General features: G+C 43.7%; 22 protein-coding genes, 1 tRNA gene and 1 riboswitch. Of the genes, 3 read left to right on the forward strand and 20 right to left on the reverse strand.

Annotated elements, in window-relative coordinates:
- Positions 1-8: 8 nt before the first annotated feature.
- From FY534_RS11850 to FY534_RS11900, 11 genes are all read right to left on the reverse strand, one after another.
- Entirely contained in the window at positions 9-983 is a 975-nt protein-coding gene (locus FY534_RS11850) for an aldo/keto reductase (RefSeq protein WP_203114662.1), read from the reverse strand.
- 125 nt (positions 984-1108) lie between these two features.
- Complete coding sequence (locus FY534_RS11855) at positions 1109-2203, reverse strand: HAMP domain-containing histidine kinase (protein WP_203114663.1); 1095 nt, start codon at positions 2201-2203, stop codon at positions 1109-1111.
- Positions 2204-2209: 6 nt separating this feature from the next.
- Complete coding sequence (locus tag FY534_RS11860) at positions 2210-2887, reverse strand: cobalamin B12-binding domain-containing protein (protein WP_072874571.1); 678 nt, start codon at positions 2885-2887, stop codon at positions 2210-2212.
- A gap of 210 nt (positions 2888-3097) precedes the next feature.
- Positions 3098-5308 carry an alpha-galactosidase gene (locus tag FY534_RS11865; RefSeq protein WP_203114664.1) on the reverse strand — a complete coding sequence of 737 codons (2211 nt, stop codon included), beginning with the start codon at positions 5306-5308 and terminating at the stop codon, positions 3098-3100.
- A gap of 33 nt (positions 5309-5341) precedes the next feature.
- Positions 5342-6274 carry a carbohydrate ABC transporter permease gene (locus tag FY534_RS11870; protein ID WP_238413543.1) on the reverse strand — a complete coding sequence of 311 codons (933 nt, stop codon included), beginning with the start codon at positions 6272-6274 and terminating at the stop codon, positions 5342-5344.
- A gap of 108 nt (positions 6275-6382) precedes the next feature.
- Positions 6383-7753 carry an ABC transporter substrate-binding protein gene (locus FY534_RS11875; RefSeq protein WP_203114665.1) on the reverse strand — a complete coding sequence of 457 codons (1371 nt, stop codon included), beginning with the start codon at positions 7751-7753 and terminating at the stop codon, positions 6383-6385.
- 100 nt (positions 7754-7853) lie between these two features.
- Complete coding sequence (locus FY534_RS11880; protein WP_072874574.1) at positions 7854-8681, reverse strand: carbohydrate ABC transporter permease; 828 nt, start codon at positions 8679-8681, stop codon at positions 7854-7856.
- An 82-nt stretch (positions 8682-8763) separates the two neighbouring features.
- Positions 8764-9765, reverse strand: coding sequence for a LacI family DNA-binding transcriptional regulator (locus tag FY534_RS11885; protein ID WP_203114666.1), 1002 nt, complete (start codon positions 9763-9765; stop codon positions 8764-8766).
- Between the two features lie 237 nt (positions 9766-10002).
- On the reverse strand, positions 10003-10953 hold the full coding sequence (locus FY534_RS11890; protein ID WP_203114667.1) for a cation diffusion facilitator family transporter: 951 nt from the start codon (positions 10951-10953) through the stop codon (positions 10003-10005).
- A 115-nt stretch (positions 10954-11068) separates the two neighbouring features.
- Positions 11069-12385: an RNA polymerase factor sigma-54 gene (gene rpoN, locus FY534_RS11895; protein WP_203114668.1), complete on the reverse strand. Its 1317-nt coding sequence runs from the start codon at positions 12383-12385 to the stop codon at positions 11069-11071.
- Positions 12386-12599: 214 nt separating this feature from the next.
- The gene (locus FY534_RS11900) at positions 12600-13202 is read right to left on the reverse strand and encodes a transglycosylase SLT domain-containing protein (protein ID WP_072874578.1); all 603 of its coding nucleotides are present in this window, start codon (positions 13200-13202) and stop codon (positions 12600-12602) included.
- Between the two features lie 295 nt (positions 13203-13497).
- On the opposite strand from FY534_RS11900, the gene FY534_RS14740 reads away from it, so the two are divergent.
- Positions 13498-13719, forward strand: coding sequence for a pyridoxamine 5'-phosphate oxidase family protein (locus tag FY534_RS14740; protein ID WP_238413544.1), 222 nt, complete (start codon positions 13498-13500; stop codon positions 13717-13719).
- A 351-nt stretch (positions 13720-14070) separates the two neighbouring features.
- Here the strand turns inward: FY534_RS14740 and FY534_RS11910 are convergent.
- The 9 genes from FY534_RS11910 to FY534_RS11950 all read right to left on the reverse strand — a co-directional run bounded on the left by FY534_RS11910 (position 14071) and on the right by FY534_RS11950 (position 23600).
- Positions 14071-14155 (reverse strand) — tRNA-Leu (locus tag FY534_RS11910).
- Between the two features lie 47 nt (positions 14156-14202).
- Complete coding sequence (locus FY534_RS11915) at positions 14203-14838, reverse strand: lytic transglycosylase domain-containing protein (RefSeq protein WP_072874580.1); 636 nt, start codon at positions 14836-14838, stop codon at positions 14203-14205.
- Positions 14802-15410, reverse strand: coding sequence for a dephospho-CoA kinase (gene coaE, locus FY534_RS11920; protein WP_203114669.1), 609 nt, complete (start codon positions 15408-15410; stop codon positions 14802-14804). Before coaE ends, FY534_RS11915 begins: the two co-directional genes overlap by 37 nt.
- Complete coding sequence (mutM, locus tag FY534_RS11925) at positions 15407-16273, reverse strand: DNA-formamidopyrimidine glycosylase (RefSeq protein ID WP_203114670.1); 867 nt, start codon at positions 16271-16273, stop codon at positions 15407-15409. Before mutM ends, coaE begins: the two co-directional genes overlap by 4 nt.
- 159 nt (positions 16274-16432) lie before the next feature.
- Positions 16433-19093: a DNA polymerase I gene (gene polA / locus FY534_RS11930; RefSeq protein ID WP_203114671.1), complete on the reverse strand. Its 2661-nt coding sequence runs from the start codon at positions 19091-19093 to the stop codon at positions 16433-16435.
- Between the two features lie 169 nt (positions 19094-19262).
- A complete protein-coding gene (mdh, locus tag FY534_RS11935) occupies positions 19263-20204 on the reverse strand; it encodes a malate dehydrogenase (protein WP_203114672.1) in 942 nt (313 codons plus the stop codon).
- Between the two features lie 100 nt (positions 20205-20304).
- Complete coding sequence (gene icd / locus FY534_RS11940) at positions 20305-21600, reverse strand: NADP-dependent isocitrate dehydrogenase (protein ID WP_072874583.1); 1296 nt, start codon at positions 21598-21600, stop codon at positions 20305-20307.
- Positions 21601-21683: 83 nt separating this feature from the next.
- Complete coding sequence (trpS, locus tag FY534_RS11945; protein WP_072874584.1) at positions 21684-22673, reverse strand: tryptophan--tRNA ligase; 990 nt, start codon at positions 22671-22673, stop codon at positions 21684-21686.
- 18 nt (positions 22674-22691) lie between these two features.
- The gene (locus tag FY534_RS11950; protein ID WP_203114673.1) at positions 22692-23600 is read right to left on the reverse strand and encodes an NAD(P)-dependent oxidoreductase; all 909 of its coding nucleotides are present in this window, start codon (positions 23598-23600) and stop codon (positions 22692-22694) included.
- Between the two features lie 190 nt (positions 23601-23790).
- On the opposite strand from FY534_RS11950, the gene FY534_RS11955 reads away from it, so the two are divergent.
- Together FY534_RS11955 and FY534_RS11960 are read left to right on the forward strand one after the other, a co-directional pair.
- Positions 23791-24351: an HNH endonuclease gene (locus FY534_RS11955; protein WP_083574285.1), complete on the forward strand. Its 561-nt coding sequence runs from the start codon at positions 23791-23793 to the stop codon at positions 24349-24351.
- 68 nt (positions 24352-24419) lie between these two features.
- Positions 24420-24507: riboswitch (ZMP/ZTP riboswitch) on the forward strand.
- Between the two features lie 75 nt (positions 24508-24582).
- Positions 24583-25449, forward strand: coding sequence for a bifunctional 5,10-methylenetetrahydrofolate dehydrogenase/5,10-methenyltetrahydrofolate cyclohydrolase (locus FY534_RS11960; RefSeq protein ID WP_072874587.1), 867 nt, complete (start codon positions 24583-24585; stop codon positions 25447-25449).
- Positions 25450-25468: the final 19 nt, after the last annotated feature.

The raw sequence follows: 25468 nt of genomic DNA on the forward strand, positions 1-25468 counted from the left end.
ACATCCCTTTATCCAAGCGGACGATATACAGCAAATGGCGGCGCGTATACAAACGACTTGCTCATTTCATCGAGCGTTTGCAGCGTGTCCGCCGAAAGTTCCAATTCAGCAGCCTGTAAGTTTTGCTCCAATTGCTCTACTTTAGTGGCGCCCACAATAACTGTAGAAACAGCAGGCTGATGCAACAGCCAGGCTAAAGAAAGCGTCGTCGCTGTAGCACCGAGTTTTTCTGCAAGCTGAGCCACCTGATTTCCTAGTTCTATGCGACTGTCATCAAGCTTCTTAGCAAAATTCGGATCTTTCTCTGCTCGTGAACCTTGAGGTGTACTGTCTTTAGTGTATTTGCCTGTCAGAATACCTCCAGCCAGCGGAAAATAAGGTATAATTCCAACGCCTTCTGAGACACACATGGGTATGAGTTCTTGTTCAATGGTTCTATCTGCCAATGAATAGCAAGGTTGTACAGAAATAAACTTAGCCCAGTGGTGACGTTCACTCAAGCTCAAGGACTTCATTAATTCCCAAGCCTGAAAATTAGAAGCTCCTATATAACGCACTTTCCCAGAAGAAATAAAATCATCTAAAGCAGCTAACGTCTCTTCCAGTGGCGTATGGGGATCAAAAGTATGCACCTGATACAGATCAACATAGTCTGTCTGTAATCTTCGTAAACTTCCTTCTAACTCAGTCGTTAAGTGAATGCGCGTAGCACCACGTCGATTGGCTCCTTCTCCACGCGGCATACCACCTTTTGTAGCCAGTATGGCTGCAGAACGCCGACCGATCAGCGCATCGCCAATTATTGATTCTGACTGTGTGTTGGTATATACGTTTGCCGTATCAATCATGTTCAGTCCAGCGTCAAGCGCCTGATGAATGATACGAATGGAGCTTGCCTTATCTGCACGACCTCCAAATGCATTGGTACCCAGGCCAATGACAGACACTTCAAGACCGCTTTTACCCAAATGACGATATTTCATTCTATATCCTCCTTACTGTCATCCAATCTACCGGATGCTCCAAACATGATGCACAACCCATAGGCCACTCTCAGATTTCATTGTAACGTATTTTTATAAGCTAACCTATTTTAAGCGTATATATATTACGATGATGATTTTAATAAAGACAAAGAGAGGCAGAGTGTTGTTCCATTCTGTTCTCGTTTAGTCACTTTCAGTTTCCCACCGCTTTCCTCAACCCATTTACGCACTAAATCTAAATGCAAAAAAGCCAAGGGTTGCTGATCGAGAGAAGTAGGATGAAACATTTGTTCCAATACCCATTCATCGACCATCCATCCGTTATGATAAATCGTCAATTGTAAAATTTTTTCATGTTTCCGTACATCAAAATGAATATATCGCAATTGGTCTCTGCCAAGCCCTAACACTGACTGCATAGAATGATAAATAAGAGTTCGCAAAATTTGCGCAAGTTGATGGGCATTAAACCACAGTTCACTATTTTCTAACCACGCGTCCAATTGAACTGAGATGTTTTCTTTTGCAATGACTTCATCAAATTCGTGCAAAATCGACTGAAGAAGCCGAACAAAGTCCAGTTTGTGCTGTTCTCCAGAAATTAGCGAATAATCGGCTTGTAATTGAGAAATCAGTAACTCTGCCACACTGAGTTCATGCAACAGTTTTTCGTTTAATTGATCATCTGTCTGTTGTTTTTCTTCCTGAAGATTCTGTTCTTCTAATAAATTTTCCAAACGCAATAATGATTGCTTAAGAGGGTTGATCAATTGGCCTATCTTTTTCTGTACCCAAAGCCAATTTGGATGAGAAAGAGCTGAATCTGACAACCATTGGGCAGTTTCCAACGACTGAAGTATAGGAAAGGGAACAGCTTCAAGTTTTTTTCGAATATTTTCAAGCTGCCGTGTCAATTCGTCCGTTTCGCTTTGCATAGTATGACAAAGAATCGTCGCTTTCCCAGGTGAGTCCCAAATAACCTCCAATTTATTAAGCTCAATCTGATTTTTTTTGGTCATCAGATTAACTTCCAACTGCATGATAGGCCTATCCGGGCGAATAAAAGACCCTACTTTCGACAGACTTCCTTCATCCACTATATTTAAAAAATTGTTTGGCGTAGCAAATTTATTTTGACCAGCTGGCGAAGCATAGAGGATATGAAACTCCGGATCGATCACAAAATAACTGATAAATTCCCCAGCATCGATCCACAATTCTGCTCACCCCAAACGAGGACGCAAAGACGAATTCGCGTCATTCTCTAACCAGTGCTGAACTTCTTTCAGGTTGTGAAATAGTAGACAATGCGAAAACCTGGAAACATCATCCGCGATTTGCTGTATCAGACGTCCACCTACAATGATTTTAAACTTCTCAAGAGTTTTCAAAGAATGAAACGCTTCAACCGCCTTGACGACAGACGGAAGATGGTAGGACATGGATGCTGAAATACCAATAATAGATGGCTGAAATTGCTTGGCATACTCGATTGTTTCAGCTAAGGGAATTTGCGTTCCTAAAAACACGGTCTCGTAACCGGCTTCTTGAAACAATAAACGAACCATCTTGAGCCCCAAATAATGACTCTCTCCCTCAACACAAAAAAACATGGCCCGTTGATTTCTGACAGTTTGATGCGCGTAACGATTATCCGCTAAATGATAGTAAGCATATTGGGATAAAATATAATCACAAATACCAGTCGCCAGATGTTCATCCGCCACTGTAATTTCGTTTTCCATCCATAACTGGCCAATCCATCTCATGGTTTGGGTTAGATAATCATATACACCCAAACTATCACCTATATCGTTTGCGTATCTTCGCAAAAGAGTCCATGCCGTGACCCGGTTTCCCTCAAGCAGTGCTTTGGAGAGTTGTTCCACATCCCCATTCACGGCATCACTCACCTTACTTCCATAATATTCTCTGTCTATATCTTAAAAAATTTATTTTCATCCCATCTATAAGAATACTTCTAAAAAGAATCTATGTATAGAAAATATATAAACTTCTCATGAAGATGAGAGAATTGAATTGAATTTATCGTTCATCAAAAATTGGCCTCTATCGCGAGATAGGGCCAATGGATAGGGTTTGCTTTTCGTTTAGGCGTTCAGCTTGGACAACTTCCACATACAAGATTGAAAATCAGTTGTGAAATAAGGAATGGCTATCCCCGCGTACATTAATTCATCGCCGCCATAAATATCACTTTCATAAGACATCCCTTGCACAAGTTCCACACGATATTGAGCTTCAGCATCCAGGCCTTTAAGACGCAACCGATGTATAGCATGATTGGCCTGTTGAAGCTTCGTAACACAAGAAACAACCGCCTGTTGTCTGTTCTGGGATACAAACATCCAAGCATAAAAATCGCCCTCAAATGGATTAGCTAAAGCAAAGTAACGACCAAATTGAACCGTTTCTCGAATTTGCTTATAGGTTTCAACCTGTTCTGCTACGATATTTTTTTCTTCATTTGTTAACTTTGTAATGTCCAATTCGTAACCAAAATTCCCTCCCATGGCAACAATCCCGCGTGTGGCAAGCGGTGTTGTTCGCTGCACCTGATGATTGGGTACAGCAGAAACATGGGCCCCCATGGTGATAGGGGGATAAACCAGAGCAGTACCGTATTGAATATAAAGACGTTCAATAGCGTCTGTATTATCACTCGTCCATGTCTGAGGCATATAGTAAAGCATGCCAGGATCGAATCGTCCTCCACCCCCGGAACAACTCTCAAAGAGCACTTCAGGAAAACGTGTTGTCAAAGTTTCCATGACTGCATAGAGACCAAGCATATAGCGATGCGCCGTCTCTCGTTGTCGTTCAACTGGCAAACAGGCCGATCCGATTTCTGTCATATGGCGATTCATATCCCATTTTACATACTGAATGGGCGCAGACGACAGTATTTCACTCACTGAATGGACGATAAAATCACAAACATCTTTTCGTGAAAAATCCAGAACATATTGATGACGACCTGTAGAAGAACGACGACCAGGCACATGCAAGCACCAATCAGGATGTTCTCTAAACAACTGACTTTCTGGCGATACCATCTCCGGCTCAAACCAAAGGCCAAACTTCATACCCTTTTCGGCAATAGATTCGGCCAATCCATCTAATCCATGCGGGAGTTTTTTCAAATTCACTCGCCAATCGCCCAGAGACGTTTTGTCATTATCCCTTTGACCAAACCAACCATCGTCCAGCACAAATAGTTCAATGCCCAACTGACCTGCTTCTTTAGCAAGTTGTAAAAGTTTTTCTTCATCAAAAGCAAAATACGTAGCTTCCCAATTATTAATAAGAATAGGTCTCGGTTGATGGCGATGAAGGCCACGACAAAGTCTCTCTCGATAGGCGTTGTGAAATATCTCCGTCATTCCATCTAAACCTTCAGCAGAATAGACCAGTACCGCTTCTGGTGTTTGAAAAATTTCACCAGGCTCTAATAACCATGAAAAATCTGCTGGATTGATTCCTATTTGAAGACGTGTCTGCTGCAAGGAATCTTGTTCAGCGAGTGCCAGAAAATTACCACTGTATACTAGATTAACCGCCATTACTTCACCATGTGTATCCCTAGCATCAGAAGCCATTAACGCTAAAAATGGATTTTGATGATGACTACTCGCTCCACGACGACTTTCTACCGCTTGCAATCCAGGGACCACGGGTCGACGAACCAAATGACGCTCTCTTCCCCAGGCACCAGAAAGTTGCATCATATCCCAGGAAGAACACGGTAAATCAAGACTCATACTCAATGCTCGAGTCAGCTGAATAGGTTGTTGGCCAGCATTATACAATCGGGCCGATCGCGTAATCACCCCGATTTGTGAGAACACGGTATAAAGTAACGTAACCTGTAACTCCTGAACCGGATCGAACAAATCGATTTCCAGCGTCAAAGCTTCATGCGGAGATTCTGTATAGATCATAGGAAGCCCAGCCAATGCAGGTTTACCTTCCAGAATTCGATGGTTCCTGTATCGCAAATCAACAACGGATGTGCCATCCGCAAAAATAGCCTCTAATGCGGGAACGCGAAAATCTCCATGACCATAAACAGGATACTCTTGAGGAAGTGTGTCCAGAGAAAAAGCAGGATTTTCAGGATTACAATTGGGCGAAAAAGGACGATCTATCATCTTCAGTAAATGTGCAGTTGAAGAGGAACGCAATTTCCTTCCCCAATAGAGATGTGCTAAGTACCCTTCCTCTGTAACCTTCATGACATAACTGGTGTGTTTGTTTTGAAGATGGAACAATTGCTCTTCAGGATCAAACAAAATTTGCATTTCTCACATCTCTCTTCTTTGGGAAAGTCGTGGTTAGCTTAAATCGTAAGTTGTACGGTTGCGGAAATAGGCAAACTGCAACAAAGTGACTAGCAAAATGACAACAAATAAAATTACGGATAAAGCAGAAGCAAATCCCATATGAAAGAACTGAAATCCTTCCTGGAAAATATAGAAATTATACACATTGGTTGCTTGACCCGGTCCTCCCTGAGTCATTACATAGACTGTATCAAATACTTGAAACGATCCAATCACTGAAGTAATGAGCACAAAAAGTAATGTGGGTCGCAAGAGCGGCAATGTTATCGTGAAAAATTTACGAATCGGTGAGGCTCCATCCAACTCGGCTGCCTCGTAAAGGTAGGCTGGGATACCTTGCAAGCCAGCTAGAAAAAAGAGCATATTGTAACCGGTCCACTGCCATATGTTTACCATTGCAACTGCAGGTAAAGCCCAGTGTTGTGTCCCAAGCCAATCAATTTGCGGTAGATGCAACACCTGTAACAGTGAGTCAAGCATGCCCGTGGGCTGCAAAATCCATTGCCAAACCACACCTACTGCTACCGGCATAGCCAACCAAGGTATGACAAACAAAGCCCGAAAAATGGCCATCCCAGGCAATCTACGATTGAGAAGTAACGCCAAAATGATGGCTAACACCGTTTGAAGTGGAATATTCAGCAAAACATAGTAAACCGTGATCAGCATAGAGTGAAGTGCCGTTGGATCGTGAAAAACTTTCGTGTAGTTACTCAGGCCAGCAAAAGAAGGAGACGAAAGCAAATTCCAATGCAATAAACTAATTACTAGCACTGCTATAGCCGGAATTAACATAAACAATAAAACGCCAACAAAACTGGGGAAAACAAAGAGATAGGGTGTAATACCTTGCGATGTTAGTTTCGATTTTTTGATTTTTTCTCTAGGCATCCGAGTAGACAACATCTTGGTATCAAAACTCACGGTTTACACCTCGCTTTCTGAAGCCTATCGTCTTCCGTCCATCGGACAAAAGAGAGAATTTTGAGGAAGGGAGGCACAGCAAAGCACCTCCCTCTGCCTGTTCCAGATTCATTGACCAGAAAGTGCCGCATCTGCATTTTGAACAGCAACTTGCGCCGCCTTTTGGGCCGATATTTGATTTAACCAGAGCAAATTGAACTCATTGTCTATAGCTGTGCTCGCTTGCGACCAATTGGTTGTAATGGGGAAGCTAATCGTCTGACCATGAGACTCATTCAAGAATGGTGTAACGTTGACACCGCGCTTCGCCCATGACTCTGCAAACAGCGGAGCGAGTGACGGAATTCCAGGCCATACATAGCCGCCTGAAGCCAAAATTTTCTCCGACTGTTTGCTAGCCAGCCATTTGACTAGCTCCCACGCTGCATGTGGATGTTTGGTATGCGCATAAATCGCATCCGACAAACCATTCATGACTGAAACCCGACCATCTGGTCCGACTGGCAAGGGTGCTATACCCACAGGGAAGTTAGCTCCTTTGACCACAGGAGTTAAATCCCAGTCACCATCTGTATACATGGCTACTTTGCCTTCATCGAACAGTTGAATGGCGTTTGAACCAACATTCGGCTGGGTGACATCAGAGCCGCCTGGGGACACATGGTATTTGTAAATCATATCCACTAAATTTTGCAGTGCTGCTACAGATTGTGGACTATTGAGAAGCATCTTGTGACCAAAAGGATGGTCAATAATTTTCCCGCCATTTTCGGCAATAAAATTGTAGTAGAATACCTGGTTGTTGTTTCCTGAGAAAAATCCATATTGCTTGATATCATTCGGATTGAAACCCGGTTGTCCAGGATGTTTGCCATTTGCATCTACAGTCAATTCTTCAGCAGTTTGTAAAAGCGTCCCGCCATTCTGCGGGTTCCATGTCAAATGATTAGGAGCTGGTATACCCGCTTTCTTGAAGAGATTTTTGTTATAGAAAATAGCGATAGTATCCCAATCCTTGGGTAATCCATAAATCCCACCTTGATATTCATATTGCTTGAGCAGATTGGGATAGTAGATGGATAGATTGAGATGATCCTTCTCAATAAAAGGCTTAAGATTTAACAACTGGCCATTTTGTACGAACGTAGGAAAGTAGGTTACATGATCCCAAAAAACGTCTGGAGCATCCCCTGCTGCCATTTCGGTTTGAAGCTTCTGCCAATATTGAGCCCACGGATACTGTTCAATGGTTACTTGAATATTTGGATGTAACTTTTCAAACACATCAATCGATTTCTGATATCCAACTTCTTCATTTGGATCCCATAACATGTAAGTCAGATGAACTACTTTACCATCCGAACTGCCTCCACCTGAAGAGGTATTACTCGACTGCGGGCTACCACAAGCAGTTACTGCGCAGGTCAAGGATAAGACAGAAGCACCAGTAATCCATTTCCAAGTTTTATTTTTTTTCATATATTTACCCCCTAAATTTTAAATTAATGAAAATTTCATACAAACCAGAGCAAACGCCAAGCCTCGCCCCCTCTCCAGCCTATCGATCAGACTGAGTGCTTTATTTCAATCCTGTCAATTGAATAGAGCGAATAATTTGTTTTTGGAACAGGATAAACAGGATAATCAGAGGCAAGAGCGCGATTGTAGCTGCAGCCATCAATTCGTTCCACTCTGCGCCATACTGCAATTGGAAGGACGCAATTCCCAGACTGACCACCTTATATTGATCCGTATTGGTGACAATCAATGGCCATAAAAAGTTGTTCCAGGAAGTTACAAAAGTGATAATCGCTAACGTCGCAAGGATGGGCCGACTGAGGGGAAGAATGATTTGCAGGAAAATTCTAACCACACCCGCGCCATCAATTCGTGCGGCTTCCTCAATATCTCCCGGTATACCAAGAAAAAATTGCCGAAGAAGAAATATCCCTACTGGCGTACTCAATACAGTTGGGGCAATCAAAGCCGCGTAAGAATTAATCCAACCTAAATCTTTCATTAAAATGAAAAGCGGAATCAGAGTCACAATATTAGGAACCATCAATGTGCTCAAATAAATCATGAACAATACGTTGCGTCCCATAAACCGCATGCGGGCAAAAGCATAGGCTGCGAGTGATCCAAAAATGAGTTGCCCCAAGACAATGACCACGGACACAAACAACGTATTCAGCAAATAACGTCCAAACGGAACTGACGTCCAAACTTCTAGATAATTTTTAAAATCAACATGAGAAGGAAATAAATGGCCTGCATAAACCTCGTTAGCCGGTTTGAGGGAAGTTAAAATAGAAATGAGATACGGGAAAATGGAGATACACGCCCCCACGCAAAGTACTGCATAAATCAAAGCATTGACCCACCAAGCAGAACGGGCATGTGACATTGGTTCTACGCCTCCTTATGGTTTGGTTAGAACTGCTTTATCTGTCGCTGTATGGATACTTCTCAATTCCTCAAGCCTCTTTTCAAGATGGTTCTAAAGATGAACCACAACTCTCACGAATCACCAATTCTGAAGGTAGAGTAATTTGGAATGGCCCCTCATTTTCATGGACAGATCCAAGCAAAATCTGCACTGCCAATTTCCCCATACGTTCAGCCGGAATACGAATGGTCGTTAATGCCGGATTCATGTACGCTGCCATATCAATATCGTCGCAGCCGACAATCGCTATGTCTCCAGGAACAGAGAGCTTGGCTTCACGCAAGGCGTGAATGACGCCAACTGCCATAGGATCACTGGCTACAAAAAACGCGGATGGCAAATCATCTGACTGTAGAGCTTGCTTGGCTAATTCATACCCGCCATTAATGGACCAAGGTCCAATAAAAACCCAATCTTCCCGAAACAGCCCCTGCTCTCTCATATAGTTTTCAAAAGCGACATGTCGTTCATCTCGTCTTGAAAGCCGACTCCCACCGATAAAACCAATGCGCGTATGACCTAACTTCATGAGATGTCTGAGAACCAAATGTGTAATACGCTCAAAATCCGTTACAACTGAAAAAAATCTCTCTGGATTGGGCGAAGAATCGATAAAAATCAAATTCTTTGCCTGATTTTCCAAAGCGGTATAAAATGGATCGGGTTCACCAATAACCATCACCCAATCAAATTCCCCTAAATCACTTCTTCCTTCATTCAGATTTCTCCATCCTAATAAAAGCGAAGCTTCAATCCCCTGCCTGTTACACTCCGTCTCAATCCCGCGGCGAATACTCAAAAAGTATGGGTCCTGATTCTCAAGTTCCTCGTTACCAAAAGGAATAATGCCGATTTTCTTAACAGTTGCCGTATCTTTTTCCCGGCGTCGACGTTTGGCAACATAATGCAATTCTTCTGCAGCACGAAAGACTCGAAGACGTGTGCTTTCCGGAACAGCCAATGTTCTGTCTCCGTTTAAAACACGTGAAACGGTAGCAATGGAGACGGATGCCTTCTCAGCTACATCTTTTATGGTCGGCATCTTATCACTCTCTTTTTTAGTAAAATTATTTCAATTAATGCTCATATTTTATCTTGGAGATTAGTCTATGATTCCGTTTTCAATTTGTCAATAGTTCTTTTTTACCCAAAAAACTTGTCATTTTTATAAAAATCGAATAAAAAACTAGAAAAATATCAAGAATATATTCTATTTATTTTACTAAAATTTTTGGGCTGTTTTTCTAAAAACGTTGGAGAAATGAAAAAAACAGTGTTTTCATGAATGATTGTGGGTCTCAATGGCTGCACAGAATTCGGAGTCTGTATGAGGATGGTTTGAGTCTTCGATTTGAATGGTGGCATGGCCAATACCGACATGAGCCAGCCGATGTTCTATGGCTCGCAGGATGATTTGACTTTCCTGTATACTCATATGGCCATCAAGTATAATATGACAGGAAAGTGCATTTTTCCCATTGGTAATGCTCCACATATGGATATCATGAACCCCTTGAACTCCCTGTACTGACTTAATCTCATTGACAACTTTCTCAAATTGAATTCCTTTTGGTGTCCCTTCCATGAGAATCCCAACTGCTTGCTTGACAATTCTCCATGCTCCCAAAGCAATCAAAACAGCAATGAGCACACTTAACAACGGATCGACCAGATACCAGCGTGTGAATAAAATAATTAGACCACCTATAATCACACCTGCTGATGCAGCAGCATCGCCAAGCATATGCAAAACGGCGCTCTTGACATTGATATCTTCTTCATGACGCATTCCTAATCCTAAATATAGATTGATACAAAGTCCCACACCAGCACTGACAAACATCCAGCCCGGCGATACTGATTGCGGATGCTGAAAACGTTGATAAGCTTCCCAAAGTATCCAGAGCGTTACCAGAATGAGCAACAATCCATTGAGAAAGGCCGCCAGTATCCCCGCTCGATAATAGCCAAATGTCATCTCTTGATTAGCAGGTTTCTCTGATTGTTTCATAGCAAACCATGACAATCCAATCGCTGCAATATCCGTCAGAACATGGCCTGCATCAGAAAAGAGCGCAAGACTGTGCGATAACCAACCACCCGCAATTTCGGCTGCAAAAATAAATAAAGTCAGAAAAAAAGCAAGTTGCATTTTTCCCGCAGGAGCGTGACTATGAAAAATATCCGCATGGTCATGGGAATGGTTGTGACTGTGATCATGATGGCTCATGCATGTTCTCCTTTTTTGATCCAATGGACGCATTTTAACCTTCAATTTCCCAATCCTATTTTACATATTATAGCCTAGCCATACCCTCTGTTACTGAAAAGATTGTTTTCAGAATTTAGAAAAAACCTCCGAATCCCTTTCGCTTGCGCAAAGAAGAATTGGGTATGCCAAGCTGATCACGATATTTAGCAACCGTACGCCGGGACAATTGAACCCCTGGCTGTACACTGAGTTTTTGAGCGATTTCCGCATCAGAGAACGGACGTTCAGGGGGCTCCCGTTCTATCCAGTTTTTCAAATGTTGTTGAATCGCTTGCGCTGATAAGTCTTCTTCTGGATGCAGACGATGACTGAAAAAAAACTTCATTGCATAGGTCCCGCGTGGTGTCTGCAAAAATTTACCTCGCACTGCACGACTGACCGTAGATGGATGTAAGTCAAGACGAAGTGCAACATCACGCATGGACAAAGGCTCCAGACAATCAGAATTGGACTGCAAATAATGGTTTTGCACTTCCAATACAATGTTTACAATTCTGCGAATCGTTCTCTGTCTTTGTAAGACGCATTGTTGCAACCACATCAACGCACGGTACTGTTGCTGCACATAATCCCTAACGCTCTCTTCTGCATGGTGAAGAATCTGGCTATACTCGTCAGACACACGTATCATCGGCAAGATTCGCTCTTCGATATCCATTTCCCAGCCAAAGTCTGTCATCCATACACGCACATCCGGCAGAAGGGTATCTCGCTGAACTACCGTATAACCACTAGCCGGGCGAGGATTCAATGAACGCAACTGTACCATGAGTTGTTCGAAATGAGCGTCATCTATGCCTAATATCTTCTTAACTTGGCGATAACGCCCGGCAGCAAGATCGGGTAAATGCTGTATCAATAAGAGCAAGGGTTGACTGATTTGAGGAGAATACTGACCAACTTGTAACGAAAGACATTCTTGCAAATTGCGCGCACCAATTCCTGGTGGATCGCACGATTGCACAGTTCCTAATACACGTTCTACAGTTTGCACAGTTTGACCTAAACCATTTGCAACTTCTGTTAATGGTACACGCAAATATCCTGACTCATCCAACGAACCAATGAGGTATTCAGCAATTCGCATCTCTTCGGACGTATGGAGCAAACAGCGTACTTGTTGGGTGACATGTTCAACCAGTGAGGGCTGGTAAGGTCGTGCAGCTAACCAATCATCCATTTGCACACCGCTACGCCCCCCCGCTGAACGGACGAAGTTTTGAGGTTCCACCACCTCAAGACAGGGATTTTGGCTAACAGCGTCCAACAAGTAATCCCGCAATTCATATATATTGCAACTTAAAATCTGGATGGATTGCGTCATCTGAGGTGTAAGCGCCAGTCTTTGCGACAGTTCTTGACTCATACCCAGACTTATTTCGAGATTCATTCGCTCCCCTCCCAGACTATACCTGAACAACGCGATCGCACCTTTTTCACTCTATTGTAGGTGAGTCGACAGAAAGTGTCGATAAACTCGAGAATTATAACAATCGCCCTATCCCCAAAGGGATAGAGCGATAAAATTTTCCTGAATGGCTTGCGCCACAATTCCCGCTGTTCAATCATTGAAATTCCGTATAGCACCCAACTGGTTGCAGGTCTCAACGGCTCTCAGTGAAGTTAAATTCTCCATTGACTTTATTAACCTGGATATTCGGTATGGAACGCCACTTGATATAGCTGCTGCCTTTATAGACAAAGCCTTTTACCTTTCGTCCATCAATGGAGAATTTACCGTTACCGAGATATTTGTAGGGAATACCCCACTTTGCGAGAATCGTCCATAGCATATACGTTGAATTGCCTACTTCAACTGCCATAAACGGCTGACCATCGACTCGTACATTGATTCGAGGAAAATGGGCCGACTGCTCTACTTCTAATACACTATGTTCTGCAATTCCTAAAAATTGTTTGTACGATCCGCTGTCAAAAGAAGTCCATGCACTCCAATTGAACCCACCATCACTAATAAAGTATGCCATTCGTGCATTATCCAATGGATGAAAAAGTAGATCTGGTTGGGCTCCACGATTGGAATCACTGATTTGCCAAAGCCCGAAACACGAATGATCCGGATTGACTGCTGTAGAATTGAATGATGATTCACTGTCGGCAATCGCTACCGCTGTCACCAGAGAACTGCCTCGAAATCCCGCTTCATAAGCGTAGTGCGCGACTTGATGTGCTGATAAATACGCCATTGATTCGTCCTTTCTGATTAAAATTTTTCCTCTTGCCAAAAAAGATTGTATCGTATATATCAACTTTGGCAAAGTGCCGAGAAATTACAACTTTACATTTTACCAATCCGTTTTGTGACTCAGAATCATCTACAAGCCTTATCCTTCCGTCCTGATATATCATGCATCCAGAGAAAATGGCTGTTATGGAAGGAAACAAGAACGGATTAGAAATGATAAACTACATTTAATATCAACAATTTGGCAGCTATCAGAAACACTCAATGATAGCTGTGCGGAAAACGGGTGAATAGGCTTGTTTGGATCAAATGGAGAAAAAGAGCTGCAAAAAAGATACAAATCGGAAAGTCGGGCACAAGCTTTTTATGACAATCAAACGCTTGAACATCTTAATCCAGAAATGATTCGATTCATTGCCAAACAACAGATGATGTTTGTCTCTACAGCTGATTCGCAAGGAAATTGCGATGCGTCGTTTCGGGCTGGAGAACCTGGTTTTGTCGTGTGCGTCAAATAGCGCACACGTATATACACTGCTCCAAGCACATCCCTCTTCTCAAAAAACTGGACAAAGAAATTCATTGGGGTACAGACAACGCAGAATATAAAGGTGGCGACTATTTTAAGGCTAAATTAACCAAACAAACCAAACACTCAAATCAGACATTGTAGTGGTTCACTCTCCATGCACTCACGCTCCCTGTTCTGGACGTGTGGGGGACTTGGTCAAATTGGTTCACACTTTTGTGACGTATGCCTCCATACGTTCACGCTAAATTCCTGCCATAATATCAGACAGAAATGAAAACAGGGTTCTTGAGCTCAAAAGCTCAAAAACCCTGATGCACTGCGGTATTCCAGACTTTTTTGGTGTCGAGAGCGGGACTTGAACCCGCACGGGTTACCCCACACGCCCCTCAAACGTGCGCGTCTGCCAATTCCGCCATCCCGACGTGTATCAAAGAGAACGAATCCCATTATAACAGTTTTCAATTCAGTGTCAACCTTTTTGCCATTCAGGAAAAGATCCATAAATATGCTGATAAAGACGATAATTGTAAAACACGCGATCGACAAAATGACGCGTCTCACCTACAGGAATATTTAAGATAGTATTCAGTTGGCCATTCCATACTCCTTGCTCTAGCCAGGTTTCCACTCGACGAGGACCCGCATTGTATGCAGCAACTGCCGCCACAAGATTACCGTGAAAGCGTTGAATAAGATAAGCTACATACCAACTCCCAATGGCAATATTGACACTTGGATTGGCCAAACTATGACTCGAATCTGCGGTATTCCTCAGCAACGCCATATTCTGTTGATTCATTTTCTGTAACGCCCAAGAAGCAGTGCTTGGCAACAGTTGCATCAATCCAACTGCCCCTACATCCGATACATCGTTTTTATTAAATTTACTTTCCACCCGAATAATGGACGCTACCAAAAGCGGATCAACCGATACAGCGCGAGCAGATTGTTGAATCGTTGTCTGATAAGAGATGGGATACATCCATCTCCAAAAAGTGTTTGAAGAAATGATGGCGAAGACTGAAATGAGCAGGAGTAAGGAAACCAGGAAGCGACGGCGGACAAAAATTATTCTTGGCATGCGTTTTGTTGAATTGTACGCCATATGGATTGCACCTGCTCTCTTGTATGTTCCAGAGTTAACGAATTGTCAATTAAATAGTCGGCAAGTTTTCGCTTGGAATCGAGCGGCATTTGGGAAGCTATACGAGCCTTCGCTTCCTCTTCAGACAGTTGATTGCGCTTCATCAGACGTTCTAACTGAATATCGTAGGGCACATATACGAGGACAGTTTCATCCACGAGTTGGTGTGTATCCCCTTCAAATAGAAGCGGCACATCCCATATCACAGGTTGACCTGGATATTGCTTAAGATAGTCTTCTGTCTCCTCTTTCATGCCTATACGAATTTTTGGATGCGTAATTGCATTGAGACGATGGCGATAATCTGGATGATGAAAAATCAACTCAGCCAGTTGAGGTCTATTCAGTTCGCCATCTTCTGTTAAAATTTCACGCCCAAAAAAATCGACTATTTCTTTCCATCCACTACTGCCTGGACTGACCACTTTGCGTGCCCAAATATCTGCGTCAACCACATATGCCCCAAGTTCTCTGAACATAGCCGAAACTGTACTTTTTCCTGAAGCAATACCGCCTGTCAATCCAATAATCACGCTTCTTTTCTCCTTTGGACAGATTGAGAATCCGACTGAACACGCGGTATCTTTTGACACTTTGGACAAAAATGAGTACCTCGACCGGCTAAACGAATTTTGACAATTTCCCGACCGCAATGTTGACAGGGTTGCCCTTCTCGTTGGTACACTTGCAATTGGATTTGAAACCCGCCGTGGCGACCATATCCATCAGCATAAGAACGTATCGTAGACCCACCCGCCTCGATAGCCATTTGAAGTATTTCGCGAACACTCACCAACAAACGTTGCCAATCTTTCTTCTTTAATTGCCAACAAGACGCCGCCGGATGAATACCTGCCAAAAAAAGCGCCTCGTCCGCATAAATATTCCCTATACCCGCAATAACGTCTTGCTGCAACAGTAACGCTTTAACTGACAGTTTCCTGCGTCCTGCGATTTGCAGAAAGTAAGAAGCATTCAGCGATTCATCAAATGGCTCTGGACCGAGCGTTTGTAATCCTATCGGATAATTTTCAGGCCGATCCGTCAAATGCATGGTGCCAAATTGCCGAACATCCCGATAACGTAATTCTGTGCCATCTGTGAAGTGAAAAACCACATGCGTATGCGGTTGTTCTTCTTCTGAAATCGCTAATCTATATTGGCCTTCCATACGCAAATGAGAGATAAGTTCAAAAGGAGGGATTGAAAAAATCAGATATTTTCCTCGGCGACGAACACCTTGTATGGTCAAACCCTGAAGTTGTGCACAAAATTCTTGGATTGATGGATAGCATATGATCCTTGGCAAACGCACTTCTACACAGCCTATGGTCTTTCCAACCACCAACTGCTGCAAATTACGGCAAACATGCTCTACTTCAGGCAATTCAGGCAACTGTCGAATCCTCCCCTTACTACTTGCCATTGACATTCTAACGCACAAAGTTTACAAACAAATGACAAGCATAACAGGGTGTCCACACCCCATGCCTAAAGGCAGGGGCTTCTCAGAACACACATAAAATAAGTTTTCCAACCAACATTTTCATATCTTTTATTTGGCATCATACCAAGAGCCCCCTACATGAACGTCCACTTTTAATGGAACCGTAAGCAATATAGAGGTTTCCATCTGTTCTTTCACTAGTTGACTCAACAAGACTACTTCGCTTTGAGGACATTCAAAAATCAGTTCATCGTGCACTTGAAGCAGCATACGTGCATGCAAATTCGATATTTTTAAAGCATGATCCATACGCACCATGGCCAGCTTGATAATATCCGCAGCCGTTCCCTGAATCGGCGTATTCATTGCTGTACGTTCAGCGAAGGAACGTATGGTGTAATTTTTATGGTGAATATCGGGAAGATAGCGACGACGATTGAGTAACGTTGTGACATAACCTCGTTTCCTAGCCTCTTCAACAGTTTCTTGCATGTAAGTGTAGATTTGCGGAAATTTTGAAAAATAATTTTCAATAAATCGATTGGCCTCTTTACGTGAAATGTTCAAATTTTGGGCCAAGCCAAAATCACTAATTCCATAGACAATACCAAAATTCACCGCTTTTGCCTGACGGCGCATGAGTGGCGTCACTTGATCTGGAGAAACCTCAAATACGTCAGCAGCTGTACGTGTATGAATATCCATGTCTTGGCGAAAAGCTTCGATTAACGCCTCATCTCCAGAGAGATGAGCCAAAACGCGCAGTTCAATTTGAGAATAGTCAGCCGAGAGAATCTTCCAGTCTGGATAAGTAGGAAGAAATGCCTTGCGCAAACGGCGTCCCTCTTCCATACGAATAGGTATATTTTGTAAATTAGGATCAGAACTTGATAAACGACCCGTAGCGGTAAGCGCCTGATGAAAACGGGTATGAATTCGACCCGTATCCTTATGAATGACTTTCAAAAGACCCTCTACATAGGTTGATTTGAGTTTGCTAAGTTGACGATAGTCAAGGATATTTTGAACAATTTCATGCGTTGGCGCCAAACGTTCCAAAACATCAGCCGCTGTGGAGTAACCTGTTTTCGTCTTTTTCTCTGCTGGTAAGCCGAGTTTATCAAATAAAATCTCCCCCAGTTGCTTGGGAGATTGAATATTAAATTCCGTTCCCGCCATCTGATAAATAGTCTTTGTCAATGCTTGCAAACTTTGATCCAGTTCTTTGCCTATTTCTTTCAAAAGCTTTTCATCCACCCGAAATCCACAAACTTCCATGCCTGCGAGCACAAACGCGAGTGGCATCTCTACATTCCGATACAAATCATCCATTTCTTGAGCAGATAAGGCTTCCAGTAACCCATTGAGCATTTCGACCAACGAATGCGCTCTGCGTCCCAACCAAAGAAGTTCATTTTCTACAGGCACATTCTTTGGAAATGATAGCGATAATTCTCGCTCTGCCAATTGCTCAAGGGTCAATTCTCCCTCTGATGGGTTTAGAAGATAGCCAGCTAACATAACATCCTGAAAATTATGATCCGGATACAGTGTAATACCGTGAGCATCTAACAGTACAGCCATTTCTTTGACATTAAAAGTAACCTTTTCTTCCGGACCATTGAAAAACTCCTGCAGATCGCTCATATCGAGTTCTTTCTCAAATGACACGAAAGTTGCAGACTTGGAGGAAGCCAGCATGACCCCGCTAATCTCCGAAGAAACACTTGTTTTATCAGAAAAGTGAAAGAGGATTCCTAACGGATCGGCTAATTGATTCAAAAAATCGGACCACTCGCTACGCGTCTCGATATGACGAATCTGTTGAATGGTCCAGTTGTCTGAGACTTCACTCGTTTCGACATGATTTTTGTCGGGATTCGTGGATGTTGTCATTTCCCCGGAAATTTTGTCGATTAAAGAGCGAAACCCATAGGAATGAAACGCTTTTTTTAGCCGTTGCACGTCGTAACCTGGATACTCCAGTTTAGAGAGAGGAACGTCCAAGGGCACATGACGATGAATCGTAGCAAGTCGTTTGGAAAGCAGAGCCTGTTCTGCATGCTCAGTTAATCGTTCACGCAATTTGTTTCCCGAGACTTCTTCCTTATTGAGAAGAACATTTTCTACCGTTTCATAAGTTTGTAATAACTTGATGGCGGTTTTTTCTCCAACACCCGGAACTCCAGGAATATGATCGGACGGATCACCCATCAATCCTTTCAAATCAACGATTTGCTTAGGTGATAGTTGAAATCGATTATAAACGGCATCTTCGTCATACTCATCCATATCTGTAACCCCTTTTTTGGTTAAGGCAGCCCTTACTGTAGGAGTCACCAGTTGCAAGAGATCTTTATCACCCGAAACAATCAAAGTCGGCAAACCTTCCTCTTCCGCTTGCCGAGATAATGTGCCAATAATATCATCTGCTTCGTATTGATCGATTTCAAAATAGGGTATTGAAAATGCCTCAAGCAACTCTCTTATATATGGGAATTGTTGCACCAAATCATCGGGAGTTTTTTCTCTTGTGCCTTTATAATCTGTATACCACTCATGACGGAATGTTTGTTTGCCTTTATCAAAAGCGACAGCCATATGTGTCGGTTTTTTTTGTTCCAGTAATCGCAACAGCATCATGGCGAATCCGTAAACTGCCTGTGAGGGTCGTCCCTGTGGATCCGTTAAAGGAGGCAGCGCAAAAAAAGCTCGATATGCAATACTGTTTCCATCAACAATTACCAAAAGAGGGTTTCGTTCAACCATATATGCACCTCTACTTCCTATCTTCGCCTTGCGAAGACAAGCTTCACTCGCTAGTCATTGTAGCATAGCTAGCTCCAGGTCATTCCTACCTTTAGATAAAAAAGCAACAGGCAGTGCCATTCAGGCCTACCTGTTGTGATGATGAACAGCTTTGTTTAAACCAGTTTGCCTACATATTGTCTACAACACTGATGACACGACGCACTGAATTAGCCGAACGCTGTACAGCGTCACGTTCTTCTTGCGTAAGTTCCACTTCTATAATTTTCTCAACACCGTTGCCACCAAGAATCGTGGGCACACTGAGAAACATATTCTCTTGCCCATACTCACCTTCGAGAAGCACAATAGAATGAAGAATGCGACGCTTATCTTTTAAAATGGATTCCGCCATTTCAGTCAACGACGCACCAGGAGCGTAGTAGGCACTTGCATTGCCCATTAGAGCCCCAATTTCTCCTCCGCCTTTCGCTGTACGTTCAACGATGGCATCAATGCGCTCTTTGGAAAGCAATTGTGTGAGTGGCACTCCGCCTACTGTGGAATAACGAACCAATGGAACCATATCATCACCATGGACACCTACAACAAATCCCCGCACATCTTCCACAGACACACCAAGTTCCATGGCAACGAATGTGTTAAAACGTGCCGTATCCAAGACGCCCGCCTGACCAATGACTCGATTTTTAGGGAATTTGGACGTTTTATAGGCCACATAGGTCATGGCATCGACAGGATTGGATAGCACCATCAAAATGCAATCAGGTGAATACTTCACCACTTGCTCTGTCACCGATTTGACAATTCCGGCATTGGTGGAAACCAAATCATCACGGCTCATACCAGGTCGGCGCGGCAGTCCAGCTGTAATGATGACCAAGTCGGAATCTTTGGTATCCTCATAGTTTGCCGTACCTATTACCGTTACGTCCGATCCGATAACAGGCATAGCTTCTTGCATATCTAAAGCTTTACCTTTAGTTGGGTTTTCCATCTGTGGGATGTCCAAGAGCACTACATCGGCTAATTCTTTGGAGGCAATCATGAAAGCTGTTGTAGCACCTGTTAGTCCTGCCCCAATCACAGATACCTTTTTGCGCTTCATCATAGTCATAGCCCACCTTTCTCTTCTGACTATCTATTCTTCGCAAACCAGATTGATGTTTACGTCAATAAGAAAAGGACGCGCCAAGCGGCACGTCAATGTCTTATAGATTCGCAATGACTGCGTCGGCAAACCCAGAAGTTTTTACTTCAGTAGCGCCTTCCATCAGTCTGGCAAAGTCATAAGTTACGACTTTCGATTCAATGGTCTTTTCCAACGCCTGAATAATGGAGTCCGCTACTTCCTGCCACCCCATATATTCAAACATCATCACACCAGACAAGATCACAGAACCCGGATTGACTTTATCCAGATTGGCATACTTTGGCGCTGTACCATGTGTCGCCTCAAATACTGCGTGTCCGGACTCATAATTGATATTCGCTCCCGGTGCTATGCCAATGCCACCTACTTGTGCTGCTAAGGCATCAGAAATGTAATCACCATTTAAATTCAGTGTAGCAATGACGTCATACTCCGCTGGACGCAATAAAATTTGTTGCAAGAATGCATCTGCGATGACATCTTTAACAATAATTTTGCCTAACTTGAGCGCTTCATCCTGAGCCTTGTCAGCCGCGGCCTGTCCATCTTTTTCTTTAATGCGATCATACATAGCCCATGTAAACGTTTGGTCTGCAAACTCACGCTCGGCAAGTTCGTAACCCCAAGTTTTGAAGGCTCCCTCTGTGAACTTCATTATATTTCCCTTGTGAACCAATGTGACGCTCTTGCGTTTATGTTGTAACGCATATTGAATCGCTGAACGTACCAAACGTTCTGTACCCTCTTTGGAAACTGGTTTGATGCCTATGCCGGACGTTTCTGGGAAGCGTATCTTCTTCACGCCCATCTCCTGACGCAAGAACTGTATGACCTTTTTCACTTCAGGAGTACCTTCTTGCCATTCTACACCAGCGTATATATCTTCCGAGTTTTCACGGAAAATAACCATATCTACCAAGTCTGGACGTTTAACCGGAGAGGGAACGCCTTTGAAATAGCGAACTGGACGCTGGCATACGTATAAATCAAGTTCTTGACGCAACGCTACGTTTAACGAGCGAATGCCTCCCCCTACGGGTGTGGTCAGTGGTCCCTTGATGGAGACAATATACTCCGAAAGAGCCTTCAATGTATCTTCTGGCAACCATTCCTGAAACTGATTGAACGCCTTCTCGCCAGCATAAACTTCAAACCACGCAATTTTCCGCTGGCCACCATACGCTTTTTGAACAGCGGCATCAAAAACACGCTGCGATGCGCGCCAGATATCCGGACCTGTGCCGTCGCCTTCAATAAAAGGAATAATAGGATGATGAGGAACATGAAGCTGCCCGTTTTGAAGAGTAATTGGTTCTCCTTCTGTCGGGCCTGAAAACGCTTTGAATTGCGCCATGAGGGTGCCTCCTTATGTATCAGGTTCCACGCCACATCTTAGCATAATTGCTAACGAAAAACCAAAAACCAAAGAATGATCTTTTACGCTCTGCGCGGCAGAAACCCAATTTGTTCTTTGACCTGCTCCAGTGTCACAGAAGCCAGTTTCTCAGCTTTTTCAGCCCCATCTGCAAGTGTCTTTTCTAAATCTGGAGATTCGAGCCATTCGTGATAGCGTTGCTGAATGGGTTCAAACACGGATACAACCGCATCAGCGATAGCTTGTTTAAAAGGCCCATACCCTTGACCTGCAAACTCTTCCTCTACTTCTTGCAGACTCTTTCCCGTACAAAGCGCGTAAATCGTCATCAAATTGGATACTGCTGGTTTTTCTTCTTCATTGTATCGGACCTCGCGTCCCGAGTCTGTGACAGCGCGACTAATTTTTTTCCGTAGGACTTCTGGCGGATCGAGCAAATAGAGCGTTGCATTGGGACTTTCATCACTCTTGCTCATTTTTTTCAAAGGATTTTCCAAACTCATAATTCTTCCACCCATTTTAGGGATCATTGCCTCAGGAACGATAAACGTTTCTCCATAACGACGGTTGAAACGAATGGCTACATCGCGAGTCAGTTCAAGATGTTGTTTTTGATCTTCGCCAACAGGGACAAGAGTGGTTTGATACAGCAAAATATCAGCAGCCATCAATGCCGGGTAAGTGAATAGACCTGCTGTAACTACATCTTTTTGTTCTGATTTATCTTTGAACTGTGTCATGCGTCCAAGTTCGCCATAATAAATCATGCACTGCAAAAGCCACCCCAGTTCAGCATGAGCAGGCACATGTGATTGAACAAACAAGATTGCCTTTTGTGGATCAATGCCACACGCCAAATACAAAGCGGCCAATTCGCGCGTTCTCTGATAGAGTTGCTGTGGATCTTGCGGCACAGTAATTGCATGCATATCTACAACACAGAAGAGACATTCAGCTGTATGTTGCAATTGGACAAAATTGCGTATAGCGCCTAGGTAATTTCCTATGGTAATGGTTCCTGACGGCTGAATGCCGGAAAACACTCTTTGCATGAATTCTTCCTCCTTGCCCTACAAACCTAAGTTGAAAGATGAATCCTTCGCGCCAGTATACCCTGATTGCCTTAAAAGTTCCATCATAACAGCTGCTAAATCGTCTTCCGCAAAACCATTGTGCATCGCTGACGTATAGCTCGCGAAAGCTGCTGACGTGGCCGGAAGTACTGCTTCTCTCTCAATCGCTGCCTGGAGAATCAAATTCAAGTCTTTACGCATGTACTTCAGTGCAAATGCTGGTGGAAAAGATTCATCAATCAACATCTGCTTTTTAATCCCAAGAAAAGGTGATGCAACAGACGACTGGGAAAGCATATCGAGAACATTGAAACGAGACAAGCCTAACGTTTCTGCAAGGACAAGCGCTTCAGAGATTCCTTGCATCGTCAAGGCAAGAAGTAGATTGACAACCAATTTTGCTTTGGCGCCGTTACCGCCAGGTCCGAAATAAAATTGCGCCTGACTCATAGCCGCCAGAATCGGACGCGTGATTTCATACGTTTCCAACGGACCGCCTGCCAAGACGAGTAACTTCGCTTCTTTGGCTGCACCTGCACTTCCTGAAACGGGGGCATCCAGCATCGCAATGCCTAATTGGTTCATATGTTTCTGCACTTCCAGAGCTGTTCCCGGCGAAACGGTACTCATATCAATAGCCACAAAAGAATGTTTCGCGTTCTCGGCCACACCACCATTTCCTAAATAGACTTCTCGTACGGCGCTGTCATCAGAAAGCATGCTGATAACTACATCTTGGTTACGTACGGCTTCAGCTATATTCTGAGCCTGTTTTCCGCCCATTTGCAGCAAGGGTTGAACTTTTTCAGGAGATCGATTATATGCTGTAACACTATATCCTGCACGTAGCAAGTTTTCCGCCATGGGCAAGCCCATAGTTCCTGTGCCGAGAAATCCAATTCTCATTATTTTCCACCCACCATAGAGATTGATGTTCACCACTCTCATCAGTATAGCTCTTTTCAGCTTCTTACCAAGCGCACAGTGAGCCAGTCGCATTACGAATCAAAATTTGTCACAATAGAATTCAGAGAACTTACGGAATCGATGATTTGATGACAAAATCCTTGAACTTTCTAGTCAGTGAGGTGAGCATGTGGGCAGAAAACGTCATGCAGAGGGGAGATGTCCTCGTTGCAACGGATTATTTACCATATCCAGTATGGAGAGTCATAACGGGGCCTGCCCTCATTGCGGACACCAACTGAACGAGGGTAGCGTGGTACGTGTATTAGATGGTTCGGGTGCCCTGCTCACTCCCTGTACCAAAGAGCGAGCACAGGAAGAAGTACGCTACGGAAATGCGTTTTGGGTCAATGAAAGAACAATTCGCCTGCGTTTTTCCGCTATGAGCAAAAAGAAATATCGAGAAACGGTTCTGCGCCGCGACAGTGGCCGTTGCGTATGGTGCGGAGCACCTGCCACAACAATGGATCACATCATTCCTGAGTCTAAAGGTGGGCGATTTCATCCCAAAAATTTGATGTGTGCCTGTTTAGCGTGCAACCAAGAGAGAAAAAATATGGACATTCCAGAATTTCTGGCTCATTGTGAGGCTACTGGGCAAACCGTTCGGCGCAAACATATTCTCGCACTTTATCGAGAGGCAGTTAGGTTTCAATATCATGGTGAAAATTCAAACGAACGTAACAGATAGAAGTTGACAAACAGTTGCACGAAAGTACTCCATCGCGTTAGACTTACACTGTTACAGTGAATGAAACAGGCTGCGCGCAGAACTGGCGGATAACGTGGAAAACCACGGGGGACTGCGCACGATTGCTGCCTTTTGCCGACCGCCTGGGCAACGTCTCGAAAAACAAAGACGGCGCCCAGACGGTTTTTTTTCGTCATTGGGACAGCCTATGCAAAGGAGGTTGATGATCTCATGGCCCACTTGCTCTATGGCAAACCAGTGGCAGATCAAATGAAGCAACAAATTAGAGAGCAGGTGAATTCCCTCTCTCATCGACATATACAGGTAAAAATGGTGGCTGCTTTAGTCGAAGGAGACGCCGCATCTCTCTGTTACGCTCGTTCTAAAGTCCGCATGGCAGAGAAGCTCGGCATTGAATGCATGTTGCATATCTTTCCCGCACGCGTTACGGAACAACGCGTCATAGAACAGATTCATGCATGGAATCAAGATCATACCATTCATGGCATTATTCTTGAGTTACCGCTCCCTCATCATTTAGAATCATGGAGAATTTTACAGGAGATCGATCCGTTTAAGGATATTGACGGTTTGACAGAAAAAAACGCACTAGCCAATATGCTCGGTACACCAGGGATTTACCCAGCTACTCCTCTCGCTTGTTTGAAAATGCTCGATCATTACGGGGTTCCATTGCGTAAACGAAACGTTACGTTAGTTGGATGTGGGAGAACGGTCGGTATGCCTCTTTTACATCAACTCATTCGCCGAGGAGCTACTGTAACCGCTTGTCATGCAGAAACACGAGATATTGGCGAGCACTTGCAACGCGCTGAAATTGCCTTTGTTGCAGTCGGGAAGGCAGGTCTAATTCAGCCCGAAATGTGTCATCCAGGACTTATTATCATTGATGCAGGTATCAATCAGGATAAAAACGGGCAAATCGCAGGCGATACCGCGCCGGAAGTGGCAGAAGTGGTTCATGCCCTCACTCCCACTCCCGGAGGAGTAGGCAGCGTAACTACAATGCAAATATTCGCGAATTTATTAGAAGCTGTTGAGTATCAATATTCGTTGATGGTACATCCTACTTCATGAGGATGGCCAAGCGCCATCC

The organism is Alicyclobacillus sp. TC, from assembly GCF_016804365.1.
Lineage (GTDB): Bacteria > Bacillota > Bacilli > Alicyclobacillales > Alicyclobacillaceae > Alicyclobacillus_I > Alicyclobacillus_I tolerans.